Source organism: Streptomyces sp. NBC_00316 (assembly GCF_036158715.1).
GTDB lineage: Bacteria > Actinomycetota > Actinomycetes > Streptomycetales > Streptomycetaceae > Streptomyces.
The window spans coordinates 342,355-365,683 of record NZ_CP108024.1 but is presented as its reverse complement, the minus strand read 5'-3'; the positions used below and the strand labels follow the sequence as shown (position 1 = coordinate 365,683).

14 protein-coding genes and 1 pseudogene are annotated in these 23,329 nt (G+C 70.8%); 9 read left to right on the top strand and 6 right to left on the bottom strand.

Going from position 1 to position 23,329, the window contains the following annotated elements; translation table 11 throughout:
- Positions 1-327: 327 nt before the first annotated feature.
- Complete coding sequence (locus tag OG878_RS40905) at positions 328-1,659, bottom strand: activator-dependent family glycosyltransferase (RefSeq protein ID WP_328891775.1); 1,332 nt, start codon at positions 1,657-1,659, stop codon at positions 328-330.
- Positions 1,660-1,814: 155 nt separating this feature from the next.
- The gene (locus OG878_RS40900) at positions 1,815-2,993 is read right to left on the bottom strand and encodes an alpha/beta hydrolase (RefSeq protein ID WP_328891774.1); all 1,179 of its coding nucleotides are present in this window, start codon (positions 2,991-2,993) and stop codon (positions 1,815-1,817) included.
- 83 nt (positions 2,994-3,076) lie between these two features.
- Here OG878_RS40900 and OG878_RS40895 point away from each other — a divergent pair, with 83 nt between their 5' ends.
- Positions 3,077-4,036, top strand: coding sequence for an ACP S-malonyltransferase (locus OG878_RS40895; RefSeq protein ID WP_328891773.1), 960 nt, complete (start codon positions 3,077-3,079; stop codon positions 4,034-4,036).
- A 57-nt stretch (positions 4,037-4,093) separates the two neighbouring features.
- On the opposite strand, the gene OG878_RS40890 is transcribed toward OG878_RS40895, so the two are convergent.
- Both OG878_RS40890 and OG878_RS40885 read right to left on the bottom strand, forming a co-directional pair.
- The gene (locus tag OG878_RS40890) at positions 4,094-12,091 is read right to left on the bottom strand and encodes a type I polyketide synthase (RefSeq protein ID WP_328891772.1); all 7,998 of its coding nucleotides are present in this window, start codon (positions 12,089-12,091) and stop codon (positions 4,094-4,096) included.
- Between the two features lie 44 nt (positions 12,092-12,135).
- Positions 12,136-13,221 (bottom strand): arylcarboxylate reductase, encoded by a 1,086-nt coding sequence (locus tag OG878_RS40885; RefSeq protein ID WP_328891771.1) that lies wholly within the window; start codon positions 13,219-13,221, stop codon positions 12,136-12,138.
- A gap of 200 nt (positions 13,222-13,421) precedes the next feature.
- On the opposite strand from OG878_RS40885, the gene wrbA reads away from it, so the two are divergent.
- The 4 genes from wrbA (at position 13,422) to mhpA (ending at position 18,480) form a co-directional block, all read left to right on the top strand.
- Positions 13,422-14,045 carry an NAD(P)H:quinone oxidoreductase gene (wrbA, locus tag OG878_RS40880; protein WP_328891770.1) on the top strand — a complete coding sequence of 208 codons (624 nt, stop codon included), beginning with the start codon at positions 13,422-13,424 and terminating at the stop codon, positions 14,043-14,045.
- A gap of 138 nt (positions 14,046-14,183) precedes the next feature.
- Positions 14,184-15,737: an FAD-dependent monooxygenase gene (locus OG878_RS40875; protein WP_328891769.1), complete on the top strand. Its 1,554-nt coding sequence runs from the start codon at positions 14,184-14,186 to the stop codon at positions 15,735-15,737.
- Positions 15,738-15,843: 106 nt separating this feature from the next.
- Positions 15,844-16,782 carry a hypothetical protein gene (locus OG878_RS40870; RefSeq protein WP_328891768.1) on the top strand — a complete coding sequence of 313 codons (939 nt, stop codon included), beginning with the start codon at positions 15,844-15,846 and terminating at the stop codon, positions 16,780-16,782.
- A 129-nt stretch (positions 16,783-16,911) separates the two neighbouring features.
- Positions 16,912-18,480, top strand: coding sequence for a bifunctional 3-(3-hydroxy-phenyl)propionate/3-hydroxycinnamic acid hydroxylase MhpA (gene mhpA, locus OG878_RS40865; protein ID WP_328891767.1), 1,569 nt, complete (start codon positions 16,912-16,914; stop codon positions 18,478-18,480).
- A gap of 416 nt (positions 18,481-18,896) precedes the next feature.
- Here mhpA and OG878_RS40860 read toward each other — a convergent pair whose 3' ends face one another.
- A complete protein-coding gene (locus OG878_RS40860; protein ID WP_328891766.1) occupies positions 18,897-19,424 on the bottom strand; it encodes a MarR family winged helix-turn-helix transcriptional regulator in 528 nt (175 codons plus the stop codon).
- A gap of 45 nt (positions 19,425-19,469) precedes the next feature.
- Between OG878_RS40860 and OG878_RS40855 the strand changes: the two genes are divergently transcribed.
- On the top strand, positions 19,470-20,195 hold the full coding sequence (locus OG878_RS40855) for an SDR family NAD(P)-dependent oxidoreductase (RefSeq protein ID WP_328891765.1): 726 nt from the start codon (positions 19,470-19,472) through the stop codon (positions 20,193-20,195).
- Positions 20,196-20,481: 286 nt separating this feature from the next.
- On the opposite strand, the gene OG878_RS40850 is transcribed toward OG878_RS40855, so the two are convergent.
- Entirely contained in the window at positions 20,482-21,177 is a 696-nt protein-coding gene (locus OG878_RS40850; protein ID WP_328891981.1) for a VOC family protein, read from the bottom strand.
- Between the two features lie 56 nt (positions 21,178-21,233).
- On the opposite strand from OG878_RS40850, the pseudogene OG878_RS40845 reads away from it, so the two are divergent.
- The 3 genes and pseudogenes from OG878_RS40845 to OG878_RS40835 all read left to right on the top strand — a co-directional run.
- A pseudogene (locus OG878_RS40845) lies at positions 21,234-21,517 on the top strand (NF041680 family putative transposase); the annotation flags it as partial.
- A 46-nt stretch (positions 21,518-21,563) separates the two neighbouring features.
- Positions 21,564-21,986 (top strand): hypothetical protein, encoded by a 423-nt coding sequence (locus OG878_RS40840; RefSeq protein ID WP_328891764.1) that lies wholly within the window; start codon positions 21,564-21,566, stop codon positions 21,984-21,986.
- 309 nt (positions 21,987-22,295) lie between these two features.
- On the top strand, positions 22,296-23,303 hold the full coding sequence (locus OG878_RS40835; RefSeq protein WP_328891763.1) for a DNA-directed RNA polymerase subunit alpha: 1,008 nt from the start codon (positions 22,296-22,298) through the stop codon (positions 23,301-23,303).
- Positions 23,304-23,329 lie beyond the last annotated feature (26 nt).

Genomic DNA, 23,329 nt, shown 5'->3' with positions numbered 1-23,329 from the left:
GACGAGCTGTGGGGCCTGCTGTCGCGGCACCGTCCACTCCACCCGCGGCGGATTCCTGTACGACGTCGAGTTCGACCCCGAGGTGTTCGGTCCGAGCCCCGCGCGCGGACCCGCTGAGGCGAGGCGGACCATGTGGTGGACGTGCCCGGCGACCACATCACACCATGACGGAGGACACGGCGCCCTCCACGGCCCGCACCGTGAACGCATGGCTCGACGGCAGGCTGACCGGCGAGGTGCCGCGGAGGAACAGCGCGCCGACGGCGCCAAGCCGGTTTCCTGGCCCACGACGCGCGCGTCATCGACTCCCAGGGACCCCCGCGGGCGTTACGCCCGGGGCGGCACCACGAGCGCGGTGAACATCTCGTCGAGCCGCGACACGGGCGTGCCCTCGAACTGCCAAGGGGCTTCCCGCCGTTCCCGGGCCAGCCGCTCCAGCACGGGCACCACCTCAGCCGGCGAGGGCAGAGCCGTTGCCTCCTCGCGCAGCCGGGTGGCGTTCTGCTGGAAGGAGGTGTTCGCCAGGATGCGCGAAGCCCGCTCGTACACCGCCTCGGGCGTCGCCCGGTCCGTGCCGAGTAGCAGCCCCGCCCCCTGCTGTTCGATACCGGCTCCCCGGTAGAGCTGATCGGCCAGGGGCGTGGTGACGGTGAGCTGCGGGACCCCGTACACGAGCGCGTTGGCGTAACTGCCGAAGCCGCCGTGGTGGATCAGCAGGGAGCAGCTCGGCAGCAGGGCGTGCAGCGGCACGGAGGACACGGCGCGCACATTGTCCGGCAGCGGGCCCAGCTCCTCGAGCTGCGCCGGCAGCAGCGCGGCCACCACCTCGGCGTCCAGCTCCGCCAGCTGCCCGAGGATGTCGCTCTTCGAGACGTAGTCACCGCCGTGCCGCTCGGTGTTGGAGGCGCCCAGGGACATACAGATCCGGGTCCGCTCGGGCGGCGTGCTCAGCCAGTCGGGCACGATCGCCGGGCCGTTGTACGGCACGAACCGGAGGGGAGTGCGCGGCGCGCCGGTGACGATCCCCAGGCTCTCCGGCAGGGGGTCCAACGTGAGCTGCCCGGTGGTCAGCTCCTCGCTGTAGGCGCCCCCGAACTCCTCGGCACGGTCGCCCAGCCATTCAGCGAGCGGATCCTTCCGCTCGGCGGTGGGCACGGTCAGGGCCAGCTCCCGCAGGATCTCGCGCTTCTTCACCCACACGTCCGCGAAGCACAGCGACCGCACATGCGCGGCGCCGACGACGCCCGCGACGATGGGACCGGCGTACGTCAGCGAATCCCACACCACGAGGTCGGGCCGCCAGGCGCGGGCGAACTCCACCATGTCGGGAATCATCGTCTCGTTGAACATGGCGCAGGCGTACGCGACCACTTGGGCGCGGTAGGCCTCGGCCTCGTAGGTCAGCTTCGCCGGATCCAGCTCGTTCCAGCTGATCAGCTCCGCCATCTCCTGCGCCTCGCGATTGGCGTGCATCGACGCGTTGATCCCGTCGTTGGTGCCGGTCGCCACGGCCGTCATTCCGGTGGCGGCGACGACGTCGGCCAGCTCCTTGCAGCTGGCGACCCTGACCTCGTGTCCGGCCGCGCGCATCGCCCAGGCCAGAGGCGTCATGCAGAACAGATGGGACTTCTCGGGGATGGTCGCGAACAGCACACGCACGGTGGACTCCTGAGGGAGACAGCGATCCGGAGCTCGTCCCATGGTGGTCCCGCGCCGGGACCGGCGCGGGACGCCGCACGAGCATCGGGGGAAACCCCCAGAGTTTTGCTGCACTGCGTGATCGACGCGGTCCTGTACCTGGTGGCTGAGCCGGCCTAACGGGCCGAGTCGGGAGTGCGCTGCGGAGCAGCCAGGACCCAGGCGGCGAAGGCTTCGACGCCGTCCACGACTGCCTCGAAGCGTGCGGAGTGGAACAGGTCGAACGCGTGCTGTGCGCCGGGCAGTTCGGCGTAGACGACGGTGTTGTCCGAGACACGGCGCAGCCGGTCGACGAAGTACCGGGCGCCCTCGACGGTCGCCAGCGCGTCCTTGGTGCCGTGGGCGATGAGGAACGGTGGCGCACCGGGGTTGAGGTACGCATACGGTTGGTTCGGGGACGGCGCCACGTCGGGCTTCTCGCCGAAGAAGAAACCGTAGTAGCCGTAGAGGCAGATCGCCGCGGTGACCGAGGTGTCGGCCGACTCGAATCCGGGCTGGTAGACCGGGTCGTTCGGCGTGAGCGCGCAATGGGCCGCCATGTTGGAGCCGGCGGAGCTGCCCGCCACGAACAGCCTCGACGGATCGGCGCCGTACTCGGCGGCGTGCTCGCGGGCCCAGGCGATGACCTTCTTGGCGTCGATCTGGTGGCCGGGGAAATCGGTCTGGGGCCGCAGCCGGTAGTTGGCGCTGATGCACACCCATCCCTGGCCGGCGAGCCGGTAGAGCAGGGGCCGCGCCTCGCGGCTCTTCGCTCCGCTGGTGTACCCGCCGCCGTGGAAGTAGATCAGGACCGGCCCGTTCTGCGGTGTGTCGCGGCGGCGGTAGATGTCGAGCAGATTCCGGCGGCCGGCGTCCCCGTAGCTGATGTTGGGGATCCGCTCCACGTCGCGCCGCCGCATCACGCGCGACAGCAGCAGGATGCGGGCCCAGCGCCGGCGGCGGCGCAGCGGTACGTGCATACGATCCCGCCAGCCGGCCCCCAGCCCCTCCTCGAGGGCGCGCCCGATCACCTGGTCCGTCCGCAGGCCCCGCCAGGCGGACACGGCCATCCCGGGGATGGTGGCGAGGGCCACCGCGGCCGTCACCTTGCTGGCCGGTGACTCCAGATCGCCTTGGCCGGCGGCCAATGCCGTGGAGGCCACCACGGCGAGCATGCCCAGGAATGGCACCTCGTTGAGGACCATGCCGAACCAGAAGCTCATTGTCGCCAGCGGTCGGGGACGGCGCGGCGCGACAACGGCGAAGAAAGTGCACCAGGTCAAGAGCGCGGTCGTCACCACGTATCCCATAGGCATGGCCATGATCCTACTCCAGTCAACTCTGGGAACCTTCCTGGTACTTCCTCGCCTAGCGTTGCCTTGTCATGGAGGTGACACACGTGGCTCTGGCATCCATTTTTGGTACGAATCAGTTCCGCTATGAACCGGGCGGGGTCATCGAGTTCTACGACCAGTACGCGGCAGTGCGCGAATCCTTCGCGCAGGCTTCGGCGTGGACCGGACTCGATGTCGAGGCCCTTGTGCGGCAGAACGGGGACCACGACGAGGAGATCCGGCGGCTCGCGGTGCCCGTCGGGCTGGCCGCGGCCCAGCTCGGCATCCAGGACGTGCTCACCGAGAAGGGGCTGCGCCCGCACATGGCCGGCGGCATGAGCCTGGGCGGCATGGTCGCCTCGTGCATCGCCGGGGCGTGCGAACGACGGGAGCTCATGGGGCTGTTGATGCGCGGTGAGCTCCGGCCGCTCCAGCCGGAGACGGCGGGGGAGCCGGAGCGGGAAGAGGCTCTTGCCTCCGCCTACCTGGGTCCGGACGACGACCCGGCGGACCTCTGCGCCGACCGTGACGGCGTCTATCTGAGCTGTGACTTCGGCTGGGACAAGGACCGCAGAGTGCGGATCGCCATGCTCAGCGGCTACCGGGACGCGCTGGAGAAACTCAGCGCCGAGACCGGCGGCCTGGTCAGCGTCACCGAGGGCACCGATGTGGCGGAGCACAGCCCGCTGCGCGAACCGGCCCAGGAGGTGACCCGCGGGCATATCGCGGCGATGCCGTTCACCGACCCTACGCTGACGCTCTGCTCGTCCTTGGAACAGAAGACCCTCACCCGCGCCGACGAGGTGCGCGAGATGTTCACCGACAACGTCGTCGCGCCCATCAGCCTGGTGCATCTGACCCAGGAGATGGAGCGCCATGGAGCCAGGCTGGGGCTGATCGTGGGCCCCTCACCCAGCTTGGACGCGATGCACTACCCCTTCCCCGTTGTCTGCGTCGACAGCCCGCACGCGGTCCCGCGGGCGGTCGCGGCGGTCTTCGAGCACGGGGTGTCGCTGCGCCGGTAGCGCGAGGGCGAGCGTCATTGCGGCCGGGCGTCGCGGACGGCGGGGGCGGCAGGGGATCTACCCCGCCACCGTCCCCAGCCACTCCCGCACCGCCTGAGCCGTGCTCTCCGCGTGGCTCTCCATCAAGGTGAAGTGGTTGCCCGCCACGTCCAGCGTGGTGTGCGCCGTCTTCCACACGGTCTGCCAGTTCTCTCCCGCGAGCGTGGGGGAGAGCGGCTCCGAGGCCCGCACCAGCAGCACGGGCACTCCCAGCGGCTCCGCGTTCCACTCCGCGAACAGTTCGCCGTACCAGCTCATCGCCGTCAGCCGGGTGAAGTCGAGCCGCGCGAACGCGCTCTGCCGCTCGTGGAGCCCCTCGACGAGCACGTCGCGGAACGCGGTCGCGGCGAGCGAGGAGTTCAGGACGGCGGGCGCGTAGCTGTCCAGCAGGACGACCGCGGCCGGGGGAGTGCCGGCTGCCTCCAGCAGACCGGCCACCGCGTGCGCGATCACCCCGCCGGAGGAGGACCCGACCAGGACGAACGGGCCCCCGTCCGCGCACTCCAGCGCGCGCTCCGCGTGCGCTTCGACCAGCGCCTGTCTGCTCGGCGGCAGCGTCGCGGACTTGTCGAATCCAGGGTTGGGCAGTGCCCATACGGGGCGCTGCCCGCGGAACGACGCGGCGAAGCGGGCGTATTCATGCGCACCGCCCAGTGCCACATGGGAGCTCACGCACACCAGCGCGGGCCCGGAGCCGCCTGAGCCGAGCCGCACCGGCTCGACCGGAGCGACGCCCCGGGGCCGGAGCCGGGCGGCGCTGTGGAGGAAGGCGAAGGCCTCGTCGGTACGGCCGTCCGCGCATGCCTCCTGGAACAGCGCACCGAAGACATCCGGGCCCGCGTCCGCCCCGTCCGCGGCGGCGACGCTGTTACTGCCGTCGGCGAGCCGCTCGGCCAGGTGGCCGGCGAGCGCGACGGTCGTGGGGTGGTCGAAGACCAGGGTGGTGGGCAGCCGCAGAGCAGTGGCCTCGCCCAGCCGGTTGCGCAGCTCCACGGCGGTCAGGGAGTCGAATCCGGCCTCGGCCAGCGACTGGGAGGGGGCGACCGAGTCGGGGCCGGTGAAGCCCAGCACGGCGGCGACCTCCTGGCGCACCAACTCCACGAGGACCTCCTGCTGTTCGGCCGGCGAGCGGCCCGCCAGGCGCCGCCGCAGCGACGTCCGGTCCGCACCGGCCGTGGCGGCGCGCCGCGCCGGACCGCGCGCCAGACCCCGCAGCAGAGCCGACGAGGTGTCGCGCAGGCGGCTGCGGTCGAAGCGGGCGGCCACGAGTACGGCGTCGTCGTGCGCACCGGCCAGGCCGAGCGCCGCGTCGAACAACGCCGCGCCCTGCTCCGGGGTGAGCGGACGCACGGCGCCCGCGGCAAGCCGGCGACGGTCGGTCGAGGCCAGGTCGGCCGCGAGACCCGGGCCGTCGTCCGGCTGCTCCCACAGGCCCCAGGCCACCGACACTCCCGGCAGGCCCTGCCCGCGGCGCTGCTGCATCTGCGCGTCCAGGAAGGCGTTGGCCGCCGCGTAGTTGGCCTGCCCGGATCCGCCGAGGACCCCGGCCAGGGAGGAGAAGGTGACGAACGCGGCGGGCTCGTCGCCCCGGGCGAGGACCAGGTCGGCCAGGTGCGCCGCGGCGTCGACCTTGGGCCGCAGTGTCGCCGCGAGCCGTTCCGGCGTGAGCGACGTGATCACTCCGTCGTCCAGTACGCCGGCAGCGTGGATCACCGCCGTCAGGGGCCGGTCCAGACTCTTCAGCAGCGCGGCGAGGGACGGGCGGTCGGCCACGTCGCAGGCGACAGCCCTCAACTCGGCGCCCCAGGCGGCGAGTTCCTCCGGCAGCTCGCCCGCGTCGCCGCCGCGGCTGGCCAGCAGCACATGCCGGGCGCCGTGTTCGACGACCAGGTGCCGGGCGATGACCTGGCCGATCATCCCGGTGCCGCCGGTGATCAGGACCACGCCGTCCGGGTCGAGAGGGGGCGGCGGTGGGGTGGGGGCCCCGGCCGCGGCCCGGGTCAGACGGGGCGTCAGCACCGTGCCCGCACGCAGCGCGAACTGCTCCTCACCGGGCCCGGCCGATGCCATGGCCGCCGCCAGCATCCGCCAGTCCTCCTGCGAGGAGGCGATGTCGAAGTCCGCGAGGACGATCCGGCCCGGGTGCTCCGACTGGGCCGAGCGGGCCAGCCCCCACACGGCCGCGTGCACCGGGTCGGTCACCTTCCCGACGCCTGCGCCGACCACCGCGCCCCGGGTGGCGAGCACCAGCCGTGACGAGGCCAGGCTCTCCTCGGCCAGCCACTCCTGGATCAGTCGCAGGGCCTCGCCGGTGGCGCGGCGCACCGCCTCGGCCAGGGGGATCCGCGGTGCCTGCGTGCACGGCGCCAGCACATAGTCCGGCATGGCGTCGCCCGCGGCCACCGCCGCGGCCAGAGCCGCCACGTCCGGGTAGGTCCCGGCGGAGACTCCACGCCCCACCACGGCCCAGCGATGGCTGCCTGCGTTCCGGTCCGAGGCGGGCAGGGGGCTCCATTCGACCCGCAGCAGGGCGTCGCGCGCGATGCCGGACTGCGCGATCCGCGGTTGCGCCGGCCGGGTCTTGAGCGCTCCGACCGTCACCACGGGCGCCCCGGACTCGTCGGTCGCCGAGAGGGCCACCTCGCCGTCGGCGCCACGGCGCAGCCGCACCCGCAGGACGGAGGCACCGGTCGTGTGCAGCCGCACCCCGCTCCAGGCGAACGGCAGCCGCAGCTGCCCGGCGCTCGCCTCGATGACGTCCGGGTGCAGACAGGCGTCCAGCAGGGCCGGATGGATCCCGAACCCCTTGTCGCGGCCGGCACCGGTCGGTAGCGCGACCTCGGCGAACACCTCGGCCTTCCGCCGCCACATGGCGCGCAGCCCCTGGAACGCGGGACCGTAGCCGAGGCCGCCATCGGCCAACTGCTCGTAGATCCCGTCCAGTTCGACGGGTTCGGCGTCGGCGGGCGGCCAGGCCGGCGCGTCCTCGGGGCCGGACGGGTCCGTGGCGGGAGTCGTGGCGCCTGCCGTGGTCGTGGTGAGGAATCCCGTGGCGTGCCGGGTCCACTCCGGGTCGTCGTCGGCGGCGGCCCCGGCCTCGCAGGCGTGGATACCGACGGGCCGGCGCCCTGTCCCGTCCGGTTCTCCCACGCGGACCTGGACCCGCACCTCGCCGGTGTCGGACTCCGGCAGCACCAGCGGCGTCTCGATGACGAGGTCGTCCAGGACGTCCATGCCGACCTCGTCGCCCGAGCGCAGCGCCAGCTCCACGAAACCGGTGCCGGGGAAGAGGACGGAACCGCCCACGACGTGGTCGGCGAGCCACGGCTGCGACCGGGGCGAGAGCACGCCGGTCAGCAGCACGCCGTCGCCGTCCGCGAGACGCACGACAGCGCCGAGCAGCGGGTGGGCGGCCGAGCGCTGGCCCCAGGAGGCCGGGTCGCCGGACGAGGGGCCGACATGCAGCCAGTGCCGTTGCCGCTGGAAGGGGTACGTCGGCAGGTCCACGGTCCGGGGACGGAGGCCGTCGAAGGCGGCTGTCCACTCCACGGTCACACCCCGGACCCACGCTTCGCCGACGCTCGTCAGGAAGCGGTCCCACCCGCCGTCGTCACGTCGAAGCGAGCCGGTCACCACCGCCGCGTCCTGGGCCACGTCGGTGAGGGCGGCCGTCAGCACCGGATGCGAGGAGATCTCGAGGAACGCGGTATGCCCTTGTTCGGCCAACGCCCGCACGGCGTCGGCGAACCGCACCGGCTGCCGCAGATTCCTCAGCCAGTATCCGGCGTCCATCGTCAGCGGGTCGGCCGGTTCCCCGGTCACCGTGGACACCAGAGGCACGCGGCCCGGCCGGGGCACGATCCCGGCCAGGTCAGCCGTCAGCCGCTCAGCCAGTACGTCCATCGCCGCGGAGTGCGAGGCGTAGTCGACCGCGATCCGCCGCGCCCGCACACCCCGCTGGTCGCACTCCGCCAACAGCCCTTCCACAGCGGCCACCTCACCGGAGACCACCACCTGGGACGGGCCGTTGACCGCCGCCACCGACACGCCCTCCGTCAGCAGCTCCTCCACCCGCTCGACCTGCAACGTCACCAACGCCATGGCCCCGGGCCCGGCCAGCTCCGCTATCGCCCTGCTGCGCAGGCACACCACCCGGGCCGCGTCCCGCAGCGACAGCACTCCGGCCACGCAGGCGGCGGCGATCTCTCCCTGGGAGTGGCCCACCACCGCGGCCGGCTCCACACCGAACGAGCGCCACAGCCTGGCCAGCGACACCATCACGGCGAACGACGCGGGCTGGACGACATCGACCCGCTCCAGCGGCGGCGCACCGGGGACACCGCGCAGAACATCCGTCAGCGACCAGTCCACGAACTCCGACAGCGCCGCCTCGCACTCGGCCAGCCGCGCCGCGAACACCGGCGAGGCGTCGGCCAGCGCCATGCCCATGCCCGCCCACTGCGCGCCCTGCCCGGGAAAGACGAACACCGGCTTGCCGCTCCTGACGGTGTCCGCCGCCACTCCTGTGACGACATGGTCCGTCCGTTCGCCCCCGGCCAGCACCTTCAGACCAGCGGTGAAGTCCCCGACCACCACGGCGCGATGCTCGAACCGTGCCCGACCGGTCATCAGCGACCATCCCACGTTCACCGCGTCGACCTCGCCGGCATCGGCCAGCGTCGAGAGCGCCGCCGCCTGGTCCCGCAGCGCCGAGTCGCTTCGTGCCGACATCACCCACGGCACCACGGCCGGGTCGGGTCCCTGGGCGGCCGGGTGATCCTCGAGGGGTTCGTCCGGCGCCTCTTCCAGGATCAGGTGCGCGTTGGTGCCACTCGCGCCGAACGCCGAAACGCCGGCCCGCCGGGGCCGTCGGCCCGTCGTGGGCCACGGACGGGTCTCCTTCAGCAGCTCGACGGTGCCTGCCGACCAGTCCACGAGTGGCGACGCCTCGTCCACGTGCAGAGTCCTCGGCAGTACCCCCTCGCGCATCGCCATCACCGTTTTGATGACGCCCGCGACTCCGGCTGCGGCTTGGGCGTGCCCGATGTTCGACTTGACCGTGCCCAGCCACAAGGGCTGGTGCTCCGGGCGCTCCTGCCCATACGTGGCGATGATCGCCTGCGCCTCGATCGGGTCGCCGAGCCTGGTGCCCGTGCCGTGCGCCTCCACCACGTCCACATCCGCTGCCGAGAGGCGGGCGTCGGCGAGGGCCTGCCTGATCACCCGCTGCTGCGCAGGGCCGCTCGGCGCGGTCAGACCGTTGGAGGCGCCGTCCTGGTTGACGGCGGAGCCCTTCACCACGGCCCACACCCGGTGGCCGTTGCGCCGCGCGTCCGACAGCCGCTCCAGCAGCAGCAGTCCCACGCCTTCGCCGAACGTGGTCCCGTCAGCCGTGGCCGAGAACGGGCTGCACCGGCCGCTGAGGGACAGCGCCTGCTGGCGGCCGAACTCGATGAACGGCGAGGGGGTGGACATCACCGTCACCCCGCCGGCCAGGGCCATCGAGCACTCCCCGTCCCGCAGCGACCGTGCCGCGAGATGCAGTGCCACCAGCGACGACGAGCACGCCGTGTCCACCGTCATCGCGGGGCCCTCGAGCCCGAGCGTGTACGCGAGACGACCGGAGGCGACGCTGCCCGCGCTGCCGTTGCCGAGATAGCCCTCCAGGCCCTCGGGAGCCGGGCGGCCCAGCAGTCGCGCGCCGTATTCGCTGGACATGGCTCCGGCGAACACCCCGGTACGGCTACCCCTCAGGGAGGTCGGGGCGATGCCCGCGCGTTCGCACGCCTCCCAGGCGCACTCCAGCAACAACCGCTGCTGCGGGTCCATGGCCAGGGCCTCGCGTGGGCTGATGCCGAAGAAGGCGGCGTCGAAGAGGCCGGCGTCGTCGAGGAATCCCCCGGTGCGGGCGTAGTTGGTGCCCGCCTGCTCCGTGTCCCCGTCGAAGGGCCGGGCCAGGTCCCAGCCCCGGTCGCCGGGGAAGGCGCTCACGGCATCCGATTCCTCGGCCACCAGCTGCCACAGCTCCTCCGGCGAGGTGACTCCGCCGGGGAAGCGGCAGGCGATTCCGACGATGGCGATCGCGCTGTCCGCCGCGCCCGCGTCGTCCGTGCCCGCAGCGCCCGCGTCCTGCGTGGGCGCTGCGGCTGTCGGGCCGGAGAGCTCCGCCCCGAGGTGCGCCGCGACGGCCGTCGGCGTCGGGTAGTCGTAGACCAGCGTCGCCGGGAGCGGCAGACCGGTGGCGGTGGTCAACCGGTCGCGCAGCCGCACGGCCATCACCGAGTCGACCCCCAGCTTCCGGAAGGCGACATCCGCCGCGACCGCCGCCGACTGCCCGAGCACGGCGCTGACTTCACCCCGGACCAGGTCGAGCAGCACCTCCTCGCGTCCGTCCTCCGGCGCCTCACCGAGCCGGCGCGCCCACTGCTCGGTATCACCTTCCTCCGGGTCAGCGCCCTCCACCGCACGCGACAGCACCAGCCGTCCCGGAGCGTTCGCCAACGCCGGCCGCATGACTTTGCCGAGAGCGGTGCGCGGGAGCCGGTCCACCTCCCACACCTCGTGGGGCACCTTGTAGTACGACAGCTGTGCACGGCAGGCGTCGATGAGCTGCCCGGGGTCGAAGCCCTCGGGGCCGGGAACCACGTACGCGGCCGGGATCTCGCCCAGCAGAGGGTGGGGCCTGCCCGCCACAGCCACCTCTGCGACCCCGGGCAGCGGGGCGATGGCCGCCTCGACCTCGCCGGGGTGGATGTTCTCCCCGCCGCGGATGATCAGCTCCTTGACCCGGCCGGTGATGGTCACGAAGCCCGCCTCGTCGATGCGGGCCAGGTCACCGGTGCGGTACCGGCCGTCGCGCAGCACCTCGGCGGTGGCTTCGGGATGGCCGTGGTAACCGAGCATCACGGCCGGGCTCTCGACCCACGCCTCGCCCTCGGCGCCGGGCGGCGCCTCCTCGCCGGTGGACGCGTCGAGCAGACGGAGGGTGAGGCCGGGGACGGGCAGTCCGCAGGAGCCGGGGACACGTGGTCCGGTGGGGGCGTTGGACGCGATGGGGCCGCCCGTTTCGGTGCTGCCGTAACTGTCCAGGAGCCGAACGCCGAAGGTCTCTTCGAACTCCTCGTGCAGTCCGGCCGGGCAGGCGGCGCCCGCGACCATGCAGACTCTCAGGTCGGGGGTGCCCAGGCCGGTGTCCCGGGCTGCTCGGAGCAACTGCTGGTAGACCGTGGGAACGGCGCAGAAGAAGGTCGTCCGGTCCTCGCGCAGCGCGGCGACGATCTCGTCGGCGGCCAGCCCGTCCACGATGTGCGCGGTGGCACCGACGGCGACGACCCCGAGCACGCACAGGTTGTGCGCCACGGTGTGGGACAGCGGCAGCGGCCACAGGACCCGGTCCGTCTCGTCGAGGCCGAGCACGGGCGCGTAGCAGGCGGCCACACCCCACAGGGACATCCGGTGGGTGGACAGCACGCCCTTGGGCTTGCCGGTGGTGCCGGAGGTGTAGAGCATCCAGGCGACGTCATCCAGACCGGCGTCGTCCCGCGCGGGTACCGGCGGCTCGCTGCCGACCAGGGCATCGAACCGCTCGACGTCCGGTGGCGCCGCCCGGTCCCCGGTCACCACGACCCGCAGCCGCGGGTGCCCGGCTCTCAGCCGCAGCACCTGCTCCAGGTGCATGGGGTCGGTGATCAGCAGCACGGCGCCGCTGTCGCTCAGCAGATGCTTGAGCTCGTCGTCGGAGGCGTGCGGGTTGAGCGGCGCGCCCACGGCGGTGGCCCGCGCGATGGCGAGGTAACTCTCCACCGCCTCCAGGCAGTTGCCGAGCAGTAGCGCGGCGGTCTCTCCGCGGCCCAGGCCCAGATGGGCCAGATGACCGGCGAGGCGGCGGGTGCGCCGGTCGAGGTCGGCGTAGCTGACGTCGCGCCGCGCGTCACGGAACGCGATCTTGCTGCCGAGGCGTTCGGCATGGGCTGGCAGCAGCTCGTAAAGGGGCTTGATGAGCTCGGTGCGCGGCATCTGCTGCCCAGCCTCCTGGTCGCTGTTCCATTGGTCGGGCGGGCTCAGTACAGGCCCTCGGGCGTCTCCGAGCTGATCTGGAGCGGCTGTACGTTGGCCACGCCGTCGCACGGCCACTGCTCGGAGGTCCGGAAGCGGATCGCCTGGTCCCGTTCGAGGATGTTGGGCAGGAACAGGTCCTCGTGCAGCACGGTCAGCCGCACCCGGCCCACCTCGTCGTAGTCCACGACACGGCTGGGGTCGGCCTTGTCGACCACGGACATGGTGATGTGCGGGTAGTTCGGTACGTAGGGGAGGGTGGCGCCCCCGTCGGGCGAGGCAATGCCGTTGGCGCAGCCGAGGGTGTTGCCGTAGGTGGTGGCGATGATGCCGCCGGGCATGGCCTCGGAGAACCTGCGGTAGGCGTCGGCGGTGAACTGAGTACCGCCGAGATAGACCCCTGAAAGGCCGGCCATCAGGTCGGGGCGGCGGTTGATGAGGGCATGCACCGTGGCAGGAGTGCTGCGCAGGTAGTCGACGTGGCCGGTGTCGAGGATGTCGGTGATCTGCTCGACGACGTGATCGACGTACTCCTCCATCTCGATCAGCCGTCCATTGCGGATGAGGTGCTTGATCCACCGTGTGTCGAGGTCGATGGTGTACACGGTGGACCCGCACATGCCGGCGAGGTAGTCGGCCTCTTCGCCGACGATGTGCGGCCCGGAGGGACAGGCGTCGATCCAGGTGGCGCCGGGCCGGAACCCGGACGTCCGCCAGCCGTGGAGGCGCCAGGCGGCCCAGTGCGCGGACATCGCCGGGGTGTAGAAGACACGGCTGGGCCTGCCGGTGGTGCCACCGGATTCCCAGACGCGGCCGCCGAGGGGACGCGGGACGGCGGCCGGGACGAGATCGGCCGGGTCGAGCTCCCTCAGGGCGGAGAGGTCGAAGTGGCCGAACGCGGCCAGGTCGTCGTAGCCGGTCAGTTCGAGCGGGTCGAAGTCCAGCTCGGTGCGGCGCTTGAGCCAGTAAGGGGATCCGTGTTCGGGGTCGAAATGCCGCCGCAGCACGCGCCGCGTCCACTCGTCCAGGTCCCGGGCCAACCAGCCATCGGTCAGCGACCGCGACTCTTCCGTACTCATCGTCACCGACATGACGGCAGTATCAACGGGGACCTGATAGGGGATTCCCTAGTGCGTCGCGCTGCAGAACCAGGCCCCGGGACGGCGTGTCTAGTGTGGGTGCGCAAGGACGTTCTAGCGGGAATGTGGGTCCGACCCCTGGTTCTTCCTTTCCTGCCCCTCTCACTCCCCGTCACTCCTCGTCCGCCGCCGGAGAATTAGGAGTCTGCTCCATGGCCAAGATCGCAGTTATCGCCCACAGCCTTGCCGGGTCGAACATGTCGCTGGCGAACGCGGTCGCGGAAGGTGCCGCGAAAACGGGGCAGGCCGACGACGTCCGCCTGCTGCGGATACCCGACATCCGCAGCGATGAGGAGCTGGCTCAGGCTCCGTATACCGGAGCTCTTTTCACCGAGCGCGTCTCCCCTCACCCTGTCGCCACCGTCGACGACCTGGCCTGGGCCGACGCGGTCATCCTGGGCAGCGGCACCCGGTTCGGCGGGATGTCGGCTTCGACACGCCATTTCCTGGAGAACGCTTCGGGGCTGTGGATGAGCGGCGCGCTCCAGGGGAAAGTGGGCGCCGCGTTCTCCACCGCTTCCAGCCCGCACGGGGGCATGGAGCAGACCGTCCACGACCTGCTGACCGCGATGATGCACTTCGGCATGCTGATTGTTTCTCCCGGCTACGCCGACCCGGTGCAGTTCCGCGCCTCCAGCCCGTACGGGGCGGTCGCACAGGCCGGCGGTCCCGAAGGGCTGATGCCGACCGAGACCGATCTCGAGGCGGCTCGCTTCCTGGGTGGACTGGTGGCCCGTACCACCGCCCGGCTGACGCCCGCCGAACCCGCGGTCTGAGCCGAGCCCGCTACGGGGGGAAGCGTTCGGCATGCCTTTGCACGGCCGCCTCGCCACGGGCCGGTCCCCCTCGCGTGAACCACTCGCCGTGTGCACCTGTGCGTGCCCCCTGGAGCGCCCCCTTCGAGGAGATCCGTGATGGCTGTCGAGACAGAGACCGCAGATGTCGTCATCGTCGGCGGCGGCCCCGTCGGGCTGTTGCTCGCATGTGAGCTGGGCATGACGGGGCTGCGGCCGGTCGTCCTCGAGCGGCTGCCCGACCGCAGCTCGGAGATCAAGGCCAACGGCCTGGTCGGTCAGGTGGTCCGGTTCCTCGACCACCGTGGTCTGTACGAGCGGTTCGGCGGCGTCGCCGACGTGCCCCAGCGGATCCCGGGCTACCTCTTCGGCGCCATCCCGCTGAACCTGGGCGTGCTGGAAGCCAACCCGATGACTGTCCTGCCGGTGACGCAGCAGCACATGGAGCAGGTGCTGGAGGAACGCGCCCGCGAGCTCGGCGTGGACGTCCGCCGCGGGCACGAGCTGACGGGTTTTCAGCAATCCGAGGAGCGGGTGACCGCCCGGGTCCAGTACGCCGGCGGCACCTACGAGTTGCGCGCCCGCCACCTCGTCGGCTGCGACGGCGGGAGAAGCACCGTCCGCAAGCTGGCCGGTATCCCCTTCGCGGGCGCGAACGGTTGCGACCTGGTCTCCCGGGCCGCGTACGCCACGCTGCCCGCGTCGATGCTGGTTCCGGACACCGGCGAGCTCGATGTCCCCGGCCACGGCCGGATAAGCCCGTCGTTCACCTTCACCCGTACCCAGCACGGCATCTTTGCCTTTGCGGCCCTGCCGGACGGCAACCACCGCCTGTTGACCCTCGAATGGGGCTCCCCGCCGGAGGGCGAGGATACGGCGATGACGCTCGATGACATGCGCGACAGCGTCCGCCGCGTCCTCGGCATCGGCCTGCCCCTCACCCCGCCGTCCGGGCCAGGCCCGCACATGCTGCGCCGCCTCGTCGGCCGCAGCACGCGGCTGGCGGAGCAATACCGCAGCGGCCGGGTGTTTCTCGCCGGGGACTCTGCGCACGTCCACTCCGCCGTCGGCGGGCCGGGGCTCAATCTGGGCCTCCAGGACGCCGCCAACCTCGGCTGGAAGCTGGCCGCGCAGATCCACGGCTGGGCACCGCCCGGCCTGCTCGACAGCTACCACGCCGAGCGATACGCGGCCGGGCGCCGCGTCTTCATGCACACCCAGGCCCAGACAGCGCTCATGGCCCCCGGACCGGAGGTCACCGCGCTGCGCGAGCTCTTCGGCGAGCTCCTGTACTCTACGGACAACATTCAGCGCATCGCCGACTTGCTGGCCGGCGATGACGTCCGCTACGAGACGACAGCGGCGCACCCACTCGCCGGCCGGTTCGCCCCGGACCTCGCCCTGGAAACCGGCGGCGGCCCGACACGGCTCGCCGAACTCATGCGTGCCGCCCGGCCGATCCTGCTCGACCTCGCCGGGGAACCGTACCTGGCGGAAGCGGCGGCGGACTGGAAGGACCGGGTCGACGTCGTTGCCGCCAGTTGCCCGCAGCCGCCCGCGGCCGCACTGCTCGTCCGCCCTGACGGCTACGTCGCCTGGGCGGCCGCCCCCGACGAGCCGTCCGGCCAGGTCCAGGACGGTCTCCGTCGCGCGCTGGCAGGCTGGTTCGGCTGATTCAACGAACCATGACCGCCGGCCCTCCTCGGGACGGCGCCCCCAGCGTGCGAGCTCACCTTCGACCCGCCGGACCATGGACTCGTACGCATTAAGGGGCAGTGACGTGCGCGCACGCGGCATCAACTACGACACCGGGTTCCTGCCCGGAGAAAAGTTCACCCGGAAGACCTTCCACCCGGAGGCGGTCCGGCGCGAAATGGCGGTGATCGCCGGCGAACTGCACTGCGACGCCGTACGCATCTCAGGGCGCGACCCCGAACGGCTCAGCCTGGCAGCTCGATACGCCGCGGACGCCGGCCTCGAGGTCTGGTTCGCGCCCTTCCCCGTCGACCTCCCCGTCGAGCAGCTGATGCCGTTCTTCGCGGACTGCGCCAGGCGTGCCGAAGCCGTGCGGCGGACCGGCGCCGAAGTGGTGTTCGTGACCGGGTGCGAGATCAGCGTCTTCTGCGGCGGCTTCTTCCCCGGCGACACCTTCGGCCACCGCATCCACACCATGGCGTCCGACCCGCAGTGCTGGTCCGCCCTCGACCGGATGTCGGAGCGTGTCAACAGCCTCCTCGCCGAAGCCGCCGCCACCGTGCGCGCACACTTCGGCGGTCAGGTCACCTACGCGTCCGGCCCCTGGGAGCCGGTCGACTGGGCCCCCTTCGACTTCGTCAGCATCGACGCCTACCGTGCCGCCCAAACCACCGACACCTTCCGCACCCACCTGCGCGAGTTCTTCCAGCACGGCAAGCCCGTCGCCGTCACCGAATACGGCACCTGCGCCTACCGCGGCGCAAGCGACCTCGGGGGCATGGCCTGGAATCCGCCACCAGGGGCAGTGCCGGACGAGGACGAGCAAGTCCGCCATCTCACCGAGCTGTTGACGGTCTTCGAGGAAGAGGGCGTGGACACCGCGCTCTGGTTCTCCTTCGCCCACTACGACAAGCCCAGGGAGCGTGACATCGCCTCCTACGGCGTGGTCCGCATGCTCGACGAAACCCGCTGGGAACCCAAGAAGGTCTTCCACGCGATGGCGGACAGGTACGACCGCCGCTGACTTGCCGGACACCACCGGTGAAGGCCCGAAAGCCGGAGCAGTCAAGCCCGCGACCGCTCATTCTGGGTCTTGTCCCTGACCCGTCCGGGAGCCGGACCTGCCGGCGCCCCACTGAATTACCGTCGGGCCGTGAATAGAGACGCAGCGGACGCGGATGTTCTTGTAGTCGGCTACGGCCCTGTGGGACAGGTGCTGTCGATTCTGCTCGCCCAGCGCGGCTGGCAGGTGACCGTGGTCGAGAAGTACGTCGATCCCTACAACCTGCCCCGGGCGGTCTCCTTCGACCGCCACGTCGGCCGCATCCTCGGCACGATAGGCGTCGCCGACGCGCTCGCCCCGGTCAGCGAGCCGACCAAGGACTACGTCGTGGTCAACGGCGACGGGCAGACACTGATGCACTTCGAGCTGAACCAGGACGACCGGTACCGCTGGCCGGAGGCGACCTCCTTCTACCAGCCGGGCCTGGAGTCCGCATTGGTCGAGCGCGGTGCCCAGCTGCCCAACCTGCGCGTGCTGCGCGGCTACGAGGCCGTCGATCTGACCGAGAAGGACGACTCGGTGCACCTCACCGTCCGAGCGGCGGCCGGCGAACAGGCCCTCTCCGCCCGCTGGTTGGTCGGCTGCGACGGAGCCAACAGCTTTGTACGCAACCACCTGGGCGTCTCGGTGTCCGCCTCCGACTACGCCGCGGACTGGATGGCGTGCGACGTCATGCCGCACGACCCCGAGGTATTCCCCTCGCAGAACGTGCAGGTCGCCGATACGGCCCAGCCCCGCGTCGACCTCTCGGCCGGACCGCGCCACAGCCGCTGGGAATTCCTGCGACTGCCCGGCCAGTCCTTCGAGGACTTCGACACCGTGGAGAACGCCTGGCGTCTGTTGACCCACTTCGGGGTCAACCCCGACAACGCGACGCTGCAACGGTACGTCGCCTACACCTGCCTGGGACGCAACGCCGACCGCTGGCGCTCCAGCGACTCCGGCCGGGTCTTCCTCGCAGGCGACGCCGCCCACGTGATGCCACCGCACGCCGGGCAGGGCATGTGCACCGGTATCCGGGACGTGGCGAACCTGGCATGGAAACTGCACCTGGTCCTCGCCGGCTCGGCCGGCCAGGAGCTGCTCGGCACGTACGAGGCCGAGCGCCGCCCCGACGCCCAGCGCACGATCGACCTGTCGGTGAGCCTGGGCGAGCTCATCGGCACGGTCGATCCGGTTGTCGCCGGCTACCGGGACAGCGCCCTGCTGGCCGCACGCGGATCGGACGACGCCCCTTCCCATGATCCGGAGGCGTTCGCCCGCCCAGGGGAGGAGGCGTTGACGGCCGGGCTGTTCCAGCGCGCCCCTGACGGCCTGTTCACCGGACCGGACAGCCGAGTCGTTCCCCAGGCCCGCACCAACCGTGCGGACGCCGGCGAGCTGTGCGGCGGTGCCTTTGTCCTGCTCAGCCTGGAAGACCCGCAGACGTTGGTGGAGCCGGCCCTGGCGGACCAACTGGCCGTGCTGGGCGGCTCGATCGTCCACCTGACTCCCGATGTCGACATTGACGGCACCTACACCGCCTGGCTGCAGGAAGAGGTGCAGGCACCTTCCGCGCTGATCCGCCCCGACTTCCACGTCTACGGCGCCGCCCGCACCCGTACCGAGATGACCGAACTGCTGAACGGCCTGCTCACGGGCATATCGGCCCGCCCTTGAGCACTCTCCCCCGGGGGAGAGCGCCCGCTCACGCCGCGTCCGGTGCGCGTGCGGCGGCGGCCCGACGCAACGTACGGATCGCCGGAATAGCGAACAGCGCCACACCACCCGCCGGACGGACCCCAGCCGTCGGCGCAGGGCAGCCCCTGCGCGGGACTCAGCTTGTTCTTTATGATCTGACCTCGAACGATGCCCCGAACGTGATCGCTCGTACGGGGATCCGGGGACGTGAACACGGCCTCCGTCTGATCCTGTGCTCCGACAAAGAGGCACTTGACCAGCACGAAGGCCGTGGGGGAATGAGTCTGCTGCATCACGATGTCCGGCGGGAAGCGTTCGCGGCGGCGTCACACTTTCTTGTCGAGCGTTCCGAGAGCGCGGGCTCGAGCGGATCTCGTTCGCGCGTGGTGTGGGAATCAGGCGCGGTGGTGGGCGCGGTCGTTGAGGTCCTGAAGTAGTGCTGCCAGCAGGCGGGCCAGTTCCTGCTGATCCTGGGGTGACAGGACTTCGATGAGGCTCTGCTCGTAGGTCAAGAGGCCGTCGACGGCGTTCTCGACTGCGCGGTGGCCCTCGGGGGTCAGTTCCACGGGCACGGCGCGCGTGCCGGGGTGCGCGGCCAGTCGGCGGACGAGTCCTTCGTGCTGGGCTCGGTCGACTCGTTGGGTCACTGCTCCGGGTGTGATCAGGCAGCGGGTGGCGAGCTCCCGGGTGGACAGGCGGTAGGGCTGGCCAGCGCGGCGCAGGGTGCTGAGCAGGTCGAGGGTGGCGGCGTCCATGCCGACCTGGGTCAGGACGCGGCGGCGTTCGTCGCCCAGTAGTTTCGCGGCGTGGTGGATGCGGGTGAGGATCGCGATCGAGTCGACCGGGAGGCCGGGCTGCTCGCGTCGCCAGGCCTGGGCGATCTCCTCGGCGCGGTCGATACGGGGCTGGTCCGGCGTGGTCATGGTGGTAGTGTCCCACACACGTTTAGAGCTAAACGAGGAGTGGGGATGCGTCAGATCGTGGTTACCGGTGGCGGCACCGGCATCGGCCGGGCGGTTGCCGAGGCCTTCGCCGCGCAGGGCGACCAGGTAGTGATCACCGGGCGCCGCAAGGACGTGCTGGAGGAGACCGCCGCACAGCTCGGCGGGAACGTGCGTGCCGTCGCTTTCGACGCCAGCGACCCCGTGCAGGTCCAGGCGGCACTCGACACCTTGCCTACGCGGGTGGACGTACTGGTCAACAACGCCGGCGGCAACACGGACATCGGCGCCGAGACGCCCTCTGGCCTGCTCGGGGTGGCGGCGGCCTGGCGCGCGAACCTCGACGCCAATGTGCTCTCTGCGGTCCTGGTCACCACCGCCCTGCGACCGCGTCTGGCGGCGGGGGGAGCCGTGGTGAGCGTCAGTTCCATCGCGGCCCACCGTGGTGGCTCCGGCTCCTACGGATCCGCCAAGGCCGCCGTCGAGGCCTGGAACCTCACGATCGCCCAGGACCTCGGCAAGGACCAGATCACAGCCAACGTCATCGCCCCGGGCTACATCGAGTCCACCGACTTCTTCCAGGGCGGGATGACCCAGCAGCGTCGTGCCACCCTGCTCGCGCAGACAGCCAACGGCCGGGCCGGTACTCCGGCGGACATCGCAGGCACCGTGCTGTTCCTCGCCTCACCGGCTGCAGGACACATCACGGGACAGACCCTGCACGTCAACGGCGGTGCCCTGGCCGGACGCTGAGCAACAAGCCCGTTCAGCTGGACGGAGCCGACCCGCCGCGGGTTCGCGGGCGGCTCCTGGATGCCGCTGTCGCCGCGCCGAAGACTGGGAGGGTCGGTTCCGTGCCGCTGGACAAGACGTTCCGGGCGTTCACGCCCGATCGGATGCTGTTGATGCCACTGTCGTTGGACGATTGGCCACCCAAGGCACATCTGGCAGTTACGACAAGCTCGCCGTTCGCTACGAGGCCACCGTCCTGGTAGCAACCATCAACGAGTGGCTGTGACCGCTGGGTTCGAAGCACACCTCAGTCGTCTCGGCCCTGCCATGTGGTCACGCAGGCCTCGTTCCCCTCCACGTCGGCGAGCACCCAGAACGCGGGGGCACGGGTCGCGGATACGAGTCGGCCCCCTGCCGCCAGCGCGGCCTCGATCCGCCGGGGTGCCTCGTCATGGGGAACGCAGATGTCGAAGTGGATGCGATTGCGCTGTGGGCGCGCCCGATCCATCTGCTGGAACCAGATCGCCGGGCCCTGCCCAACAGGGTCGACAAGCGGATCCTCCGGTCCTTTGGCGCCCGCCTCGTCGGCATAGCCCAGCACTGCCTTCCAGAACGGCCGAATCTCGGCGATGCCCAGCGCATCAATCGCGATCTCCAGGAGTTGGACTGACCGCGGTGCCCCCGTTCCGATCTCGGGCTCCGTCATCAGCAACCCGGTCTCGTTGACGGCGGCGGAGATCCGACGCGCGAGTTCGACGTCCCGGGTGGTAACCGCTGCATGGTCCAGCGACTGCAGAGTGAGCACGACCCGCTGGGGGCGGGCATCGACCCGAAGGTGCCGATCGGCGTTGCTGCCGCACACCGCGATGGCGTCCGCCGCCAAGCCGACCGCCTGAGCCAACGATCCGACCGGGACTGCCGTTCGCAAAGTGCCCAGCAAGAAGCGCCAGCCGTGGTCGTGGACAGCCTCCGACGCTTCCTGCCGACTCAATATTTGCTCCATGCCTGCATCCTCGCAGCCCACTGTCAGACCCGTCTGGCGGACATCTGAAACACGCCCTAGTCATCACGGCCCACACCCAGTTCCGCCTCGCCCGGCCGCTGACCTCCGCCGCCCCTGGGAGAAGCCGGCCGAGCCCGGCCGGCTCACACCCGCCCGGGTCCGCCGGGGGTTCCGGAACCTCCGCCCGACCCTGCACTGCCCGGCCCGTGCGTCGAAACCATCGCGGCCAGGCCCCGGTCGCCCGCTCGGCCCGAAGAACAAGCAGCCCGCCAACTACGACGTGGGCAAGACCGTCAGACGCCCGGGCACCCTGATCGAACGTGATCAAGCCCGGCTGTGAGGCCATGATCTGGGTCTGTCAGTGGCGCCGGGCAGAATGCACTCCCGTGAGCCTCCACTACGAAGTCGTCTTCACGTGCTTCCTCCGGGACGACACGCCCGACACGGTCCTGGCAGCCCTGCGATGGCACCTCGGCCTGGCCCCCGAGCGTCCAGCAGAGCTCGACGCGGAGGAGCACTCGTATCCACTGCTCTCCCCGGATCCGGACAGTCGCCTGCCCGGAGGCGATTTCGTGTCCCTACGACGCCAGTCCCGAGGCTTCACGCCCGGTGGTGAGCTCCACGCATGGGGACTGTTCAGCCGCAACCTCTGGCTCGACGACATGATGGGTGACCTCTACACCGTCCTGGACCTGCTCGCACCCCACGTCGAAGAACCTGGCTACAGCGGGTACTTCCGGGAGGAGTTCGACACCGAGCCGACCGTCTTCACGTTCCGAGACGGCACCTTCGGGCCACTGAAACTCTGAATCCGGTTCGGTCCCTGAACGCCGAAAGGGTTAAAGAACAAGCTCAGAAGCTGTGTCTGAGCCCTCCATGACAAGTCGTCAGGGCCCTTTGAACCGTTCCGGATGGCGAAGAGGCTCAAGAAGCGGGCCGAGCCCCGCATACGGCGCATCGGCGCACAGCGCGTCATCGACCGTTCGGGGATGGCCGAGGAGGCTGAGCCGACACCTGGGCAACGTCGCGCGGTGCGGCCTCGTGCAGGTCGGATTACCGATACCGTGCGGTGTCTACGGCGTCAAATAGCGGGCGCCGAAATCTGGAGGCACCACCCCATGCTGATTGCTCAGCGTCCCTCGTTGACCGAAGAAGTCGTCGACGAGTTCCGCTCCCGGTTCGTGATCGAGCCGCTGGAGCCGGGCTTCGGTTACACCCTCGGCAACTCCCTGCGTCGGACGCTCCTCTCCTCGATCCCGGGTGCGGCTGTCACGTCCGTCCGTATCGACGGTGTCCTGCACGAGTTCACCACCGTGCCGGGTGTCAAGGAGGACGTCACCGACCTCATCCTCAACATCAAGCAGCTGGACCTCTCCTCGGAGCACGACGAGCCGGTCGTGATGTACCTGCGCAAGCAGGGTCCCGGCCTGGTCACCGCTGCTGGCATCGCCCCGCCGGCCGGTGTCGAGGTCCACAACCCGGACCTGGTCCTGGCCACGCTGAACAGCAAGGGCAAGCTGGAGATGGAGCTGACCGTCGAGCGCGGTCGCGGCTACGTCTCCGCCGTCCAGAACAAGGAGGTGGGCCAGGAGATCGGCCGTATCCCGGTCGACTCCATCTACTCGCCGGTGCTCAAGGTCACGTACAAGGTCGAGGCGACCCGTGTCGAGCAGCGCACCGACTTCGACAAGCTGATCGTCGACGTCGAGACCAAGCAGGCCATGCGTCCGCGTGACGCCATGGCATCGGCCGGCAAGACCCTGGTCGAGCTGTTCGGTCTGGCACGCGAGCTCAACACCGACGCCGAGGGCATTGACATGGGTCCCTCCCCGACGGACACCGCGCTCGCCGCCGATCTGGCGCTGCCGATCGAGGAGCTCGAGCTCACCGTCCGGTCGTACAACTGCCTCAAGCGCGAGGGCGTCCATACGGTCGGTGAGCTTGTCGCCCGCTCCGAGGCGGACCTGCTCGACATCCGCAACTTCGGTGCGAAGTCGATCGACGAGGTCAAGGAGAAGCTGGTTGGCATGGGCATGGGCCTCAAGGACAGTCCGCCCGGATTCGACCCGATCGCCGCCGCCTTCGGCGACGCGGACGAGAGCTTCGTCGAGACCGAACAGTACTGAACGCTGCGCCGGGTCGTGCGGAGCCG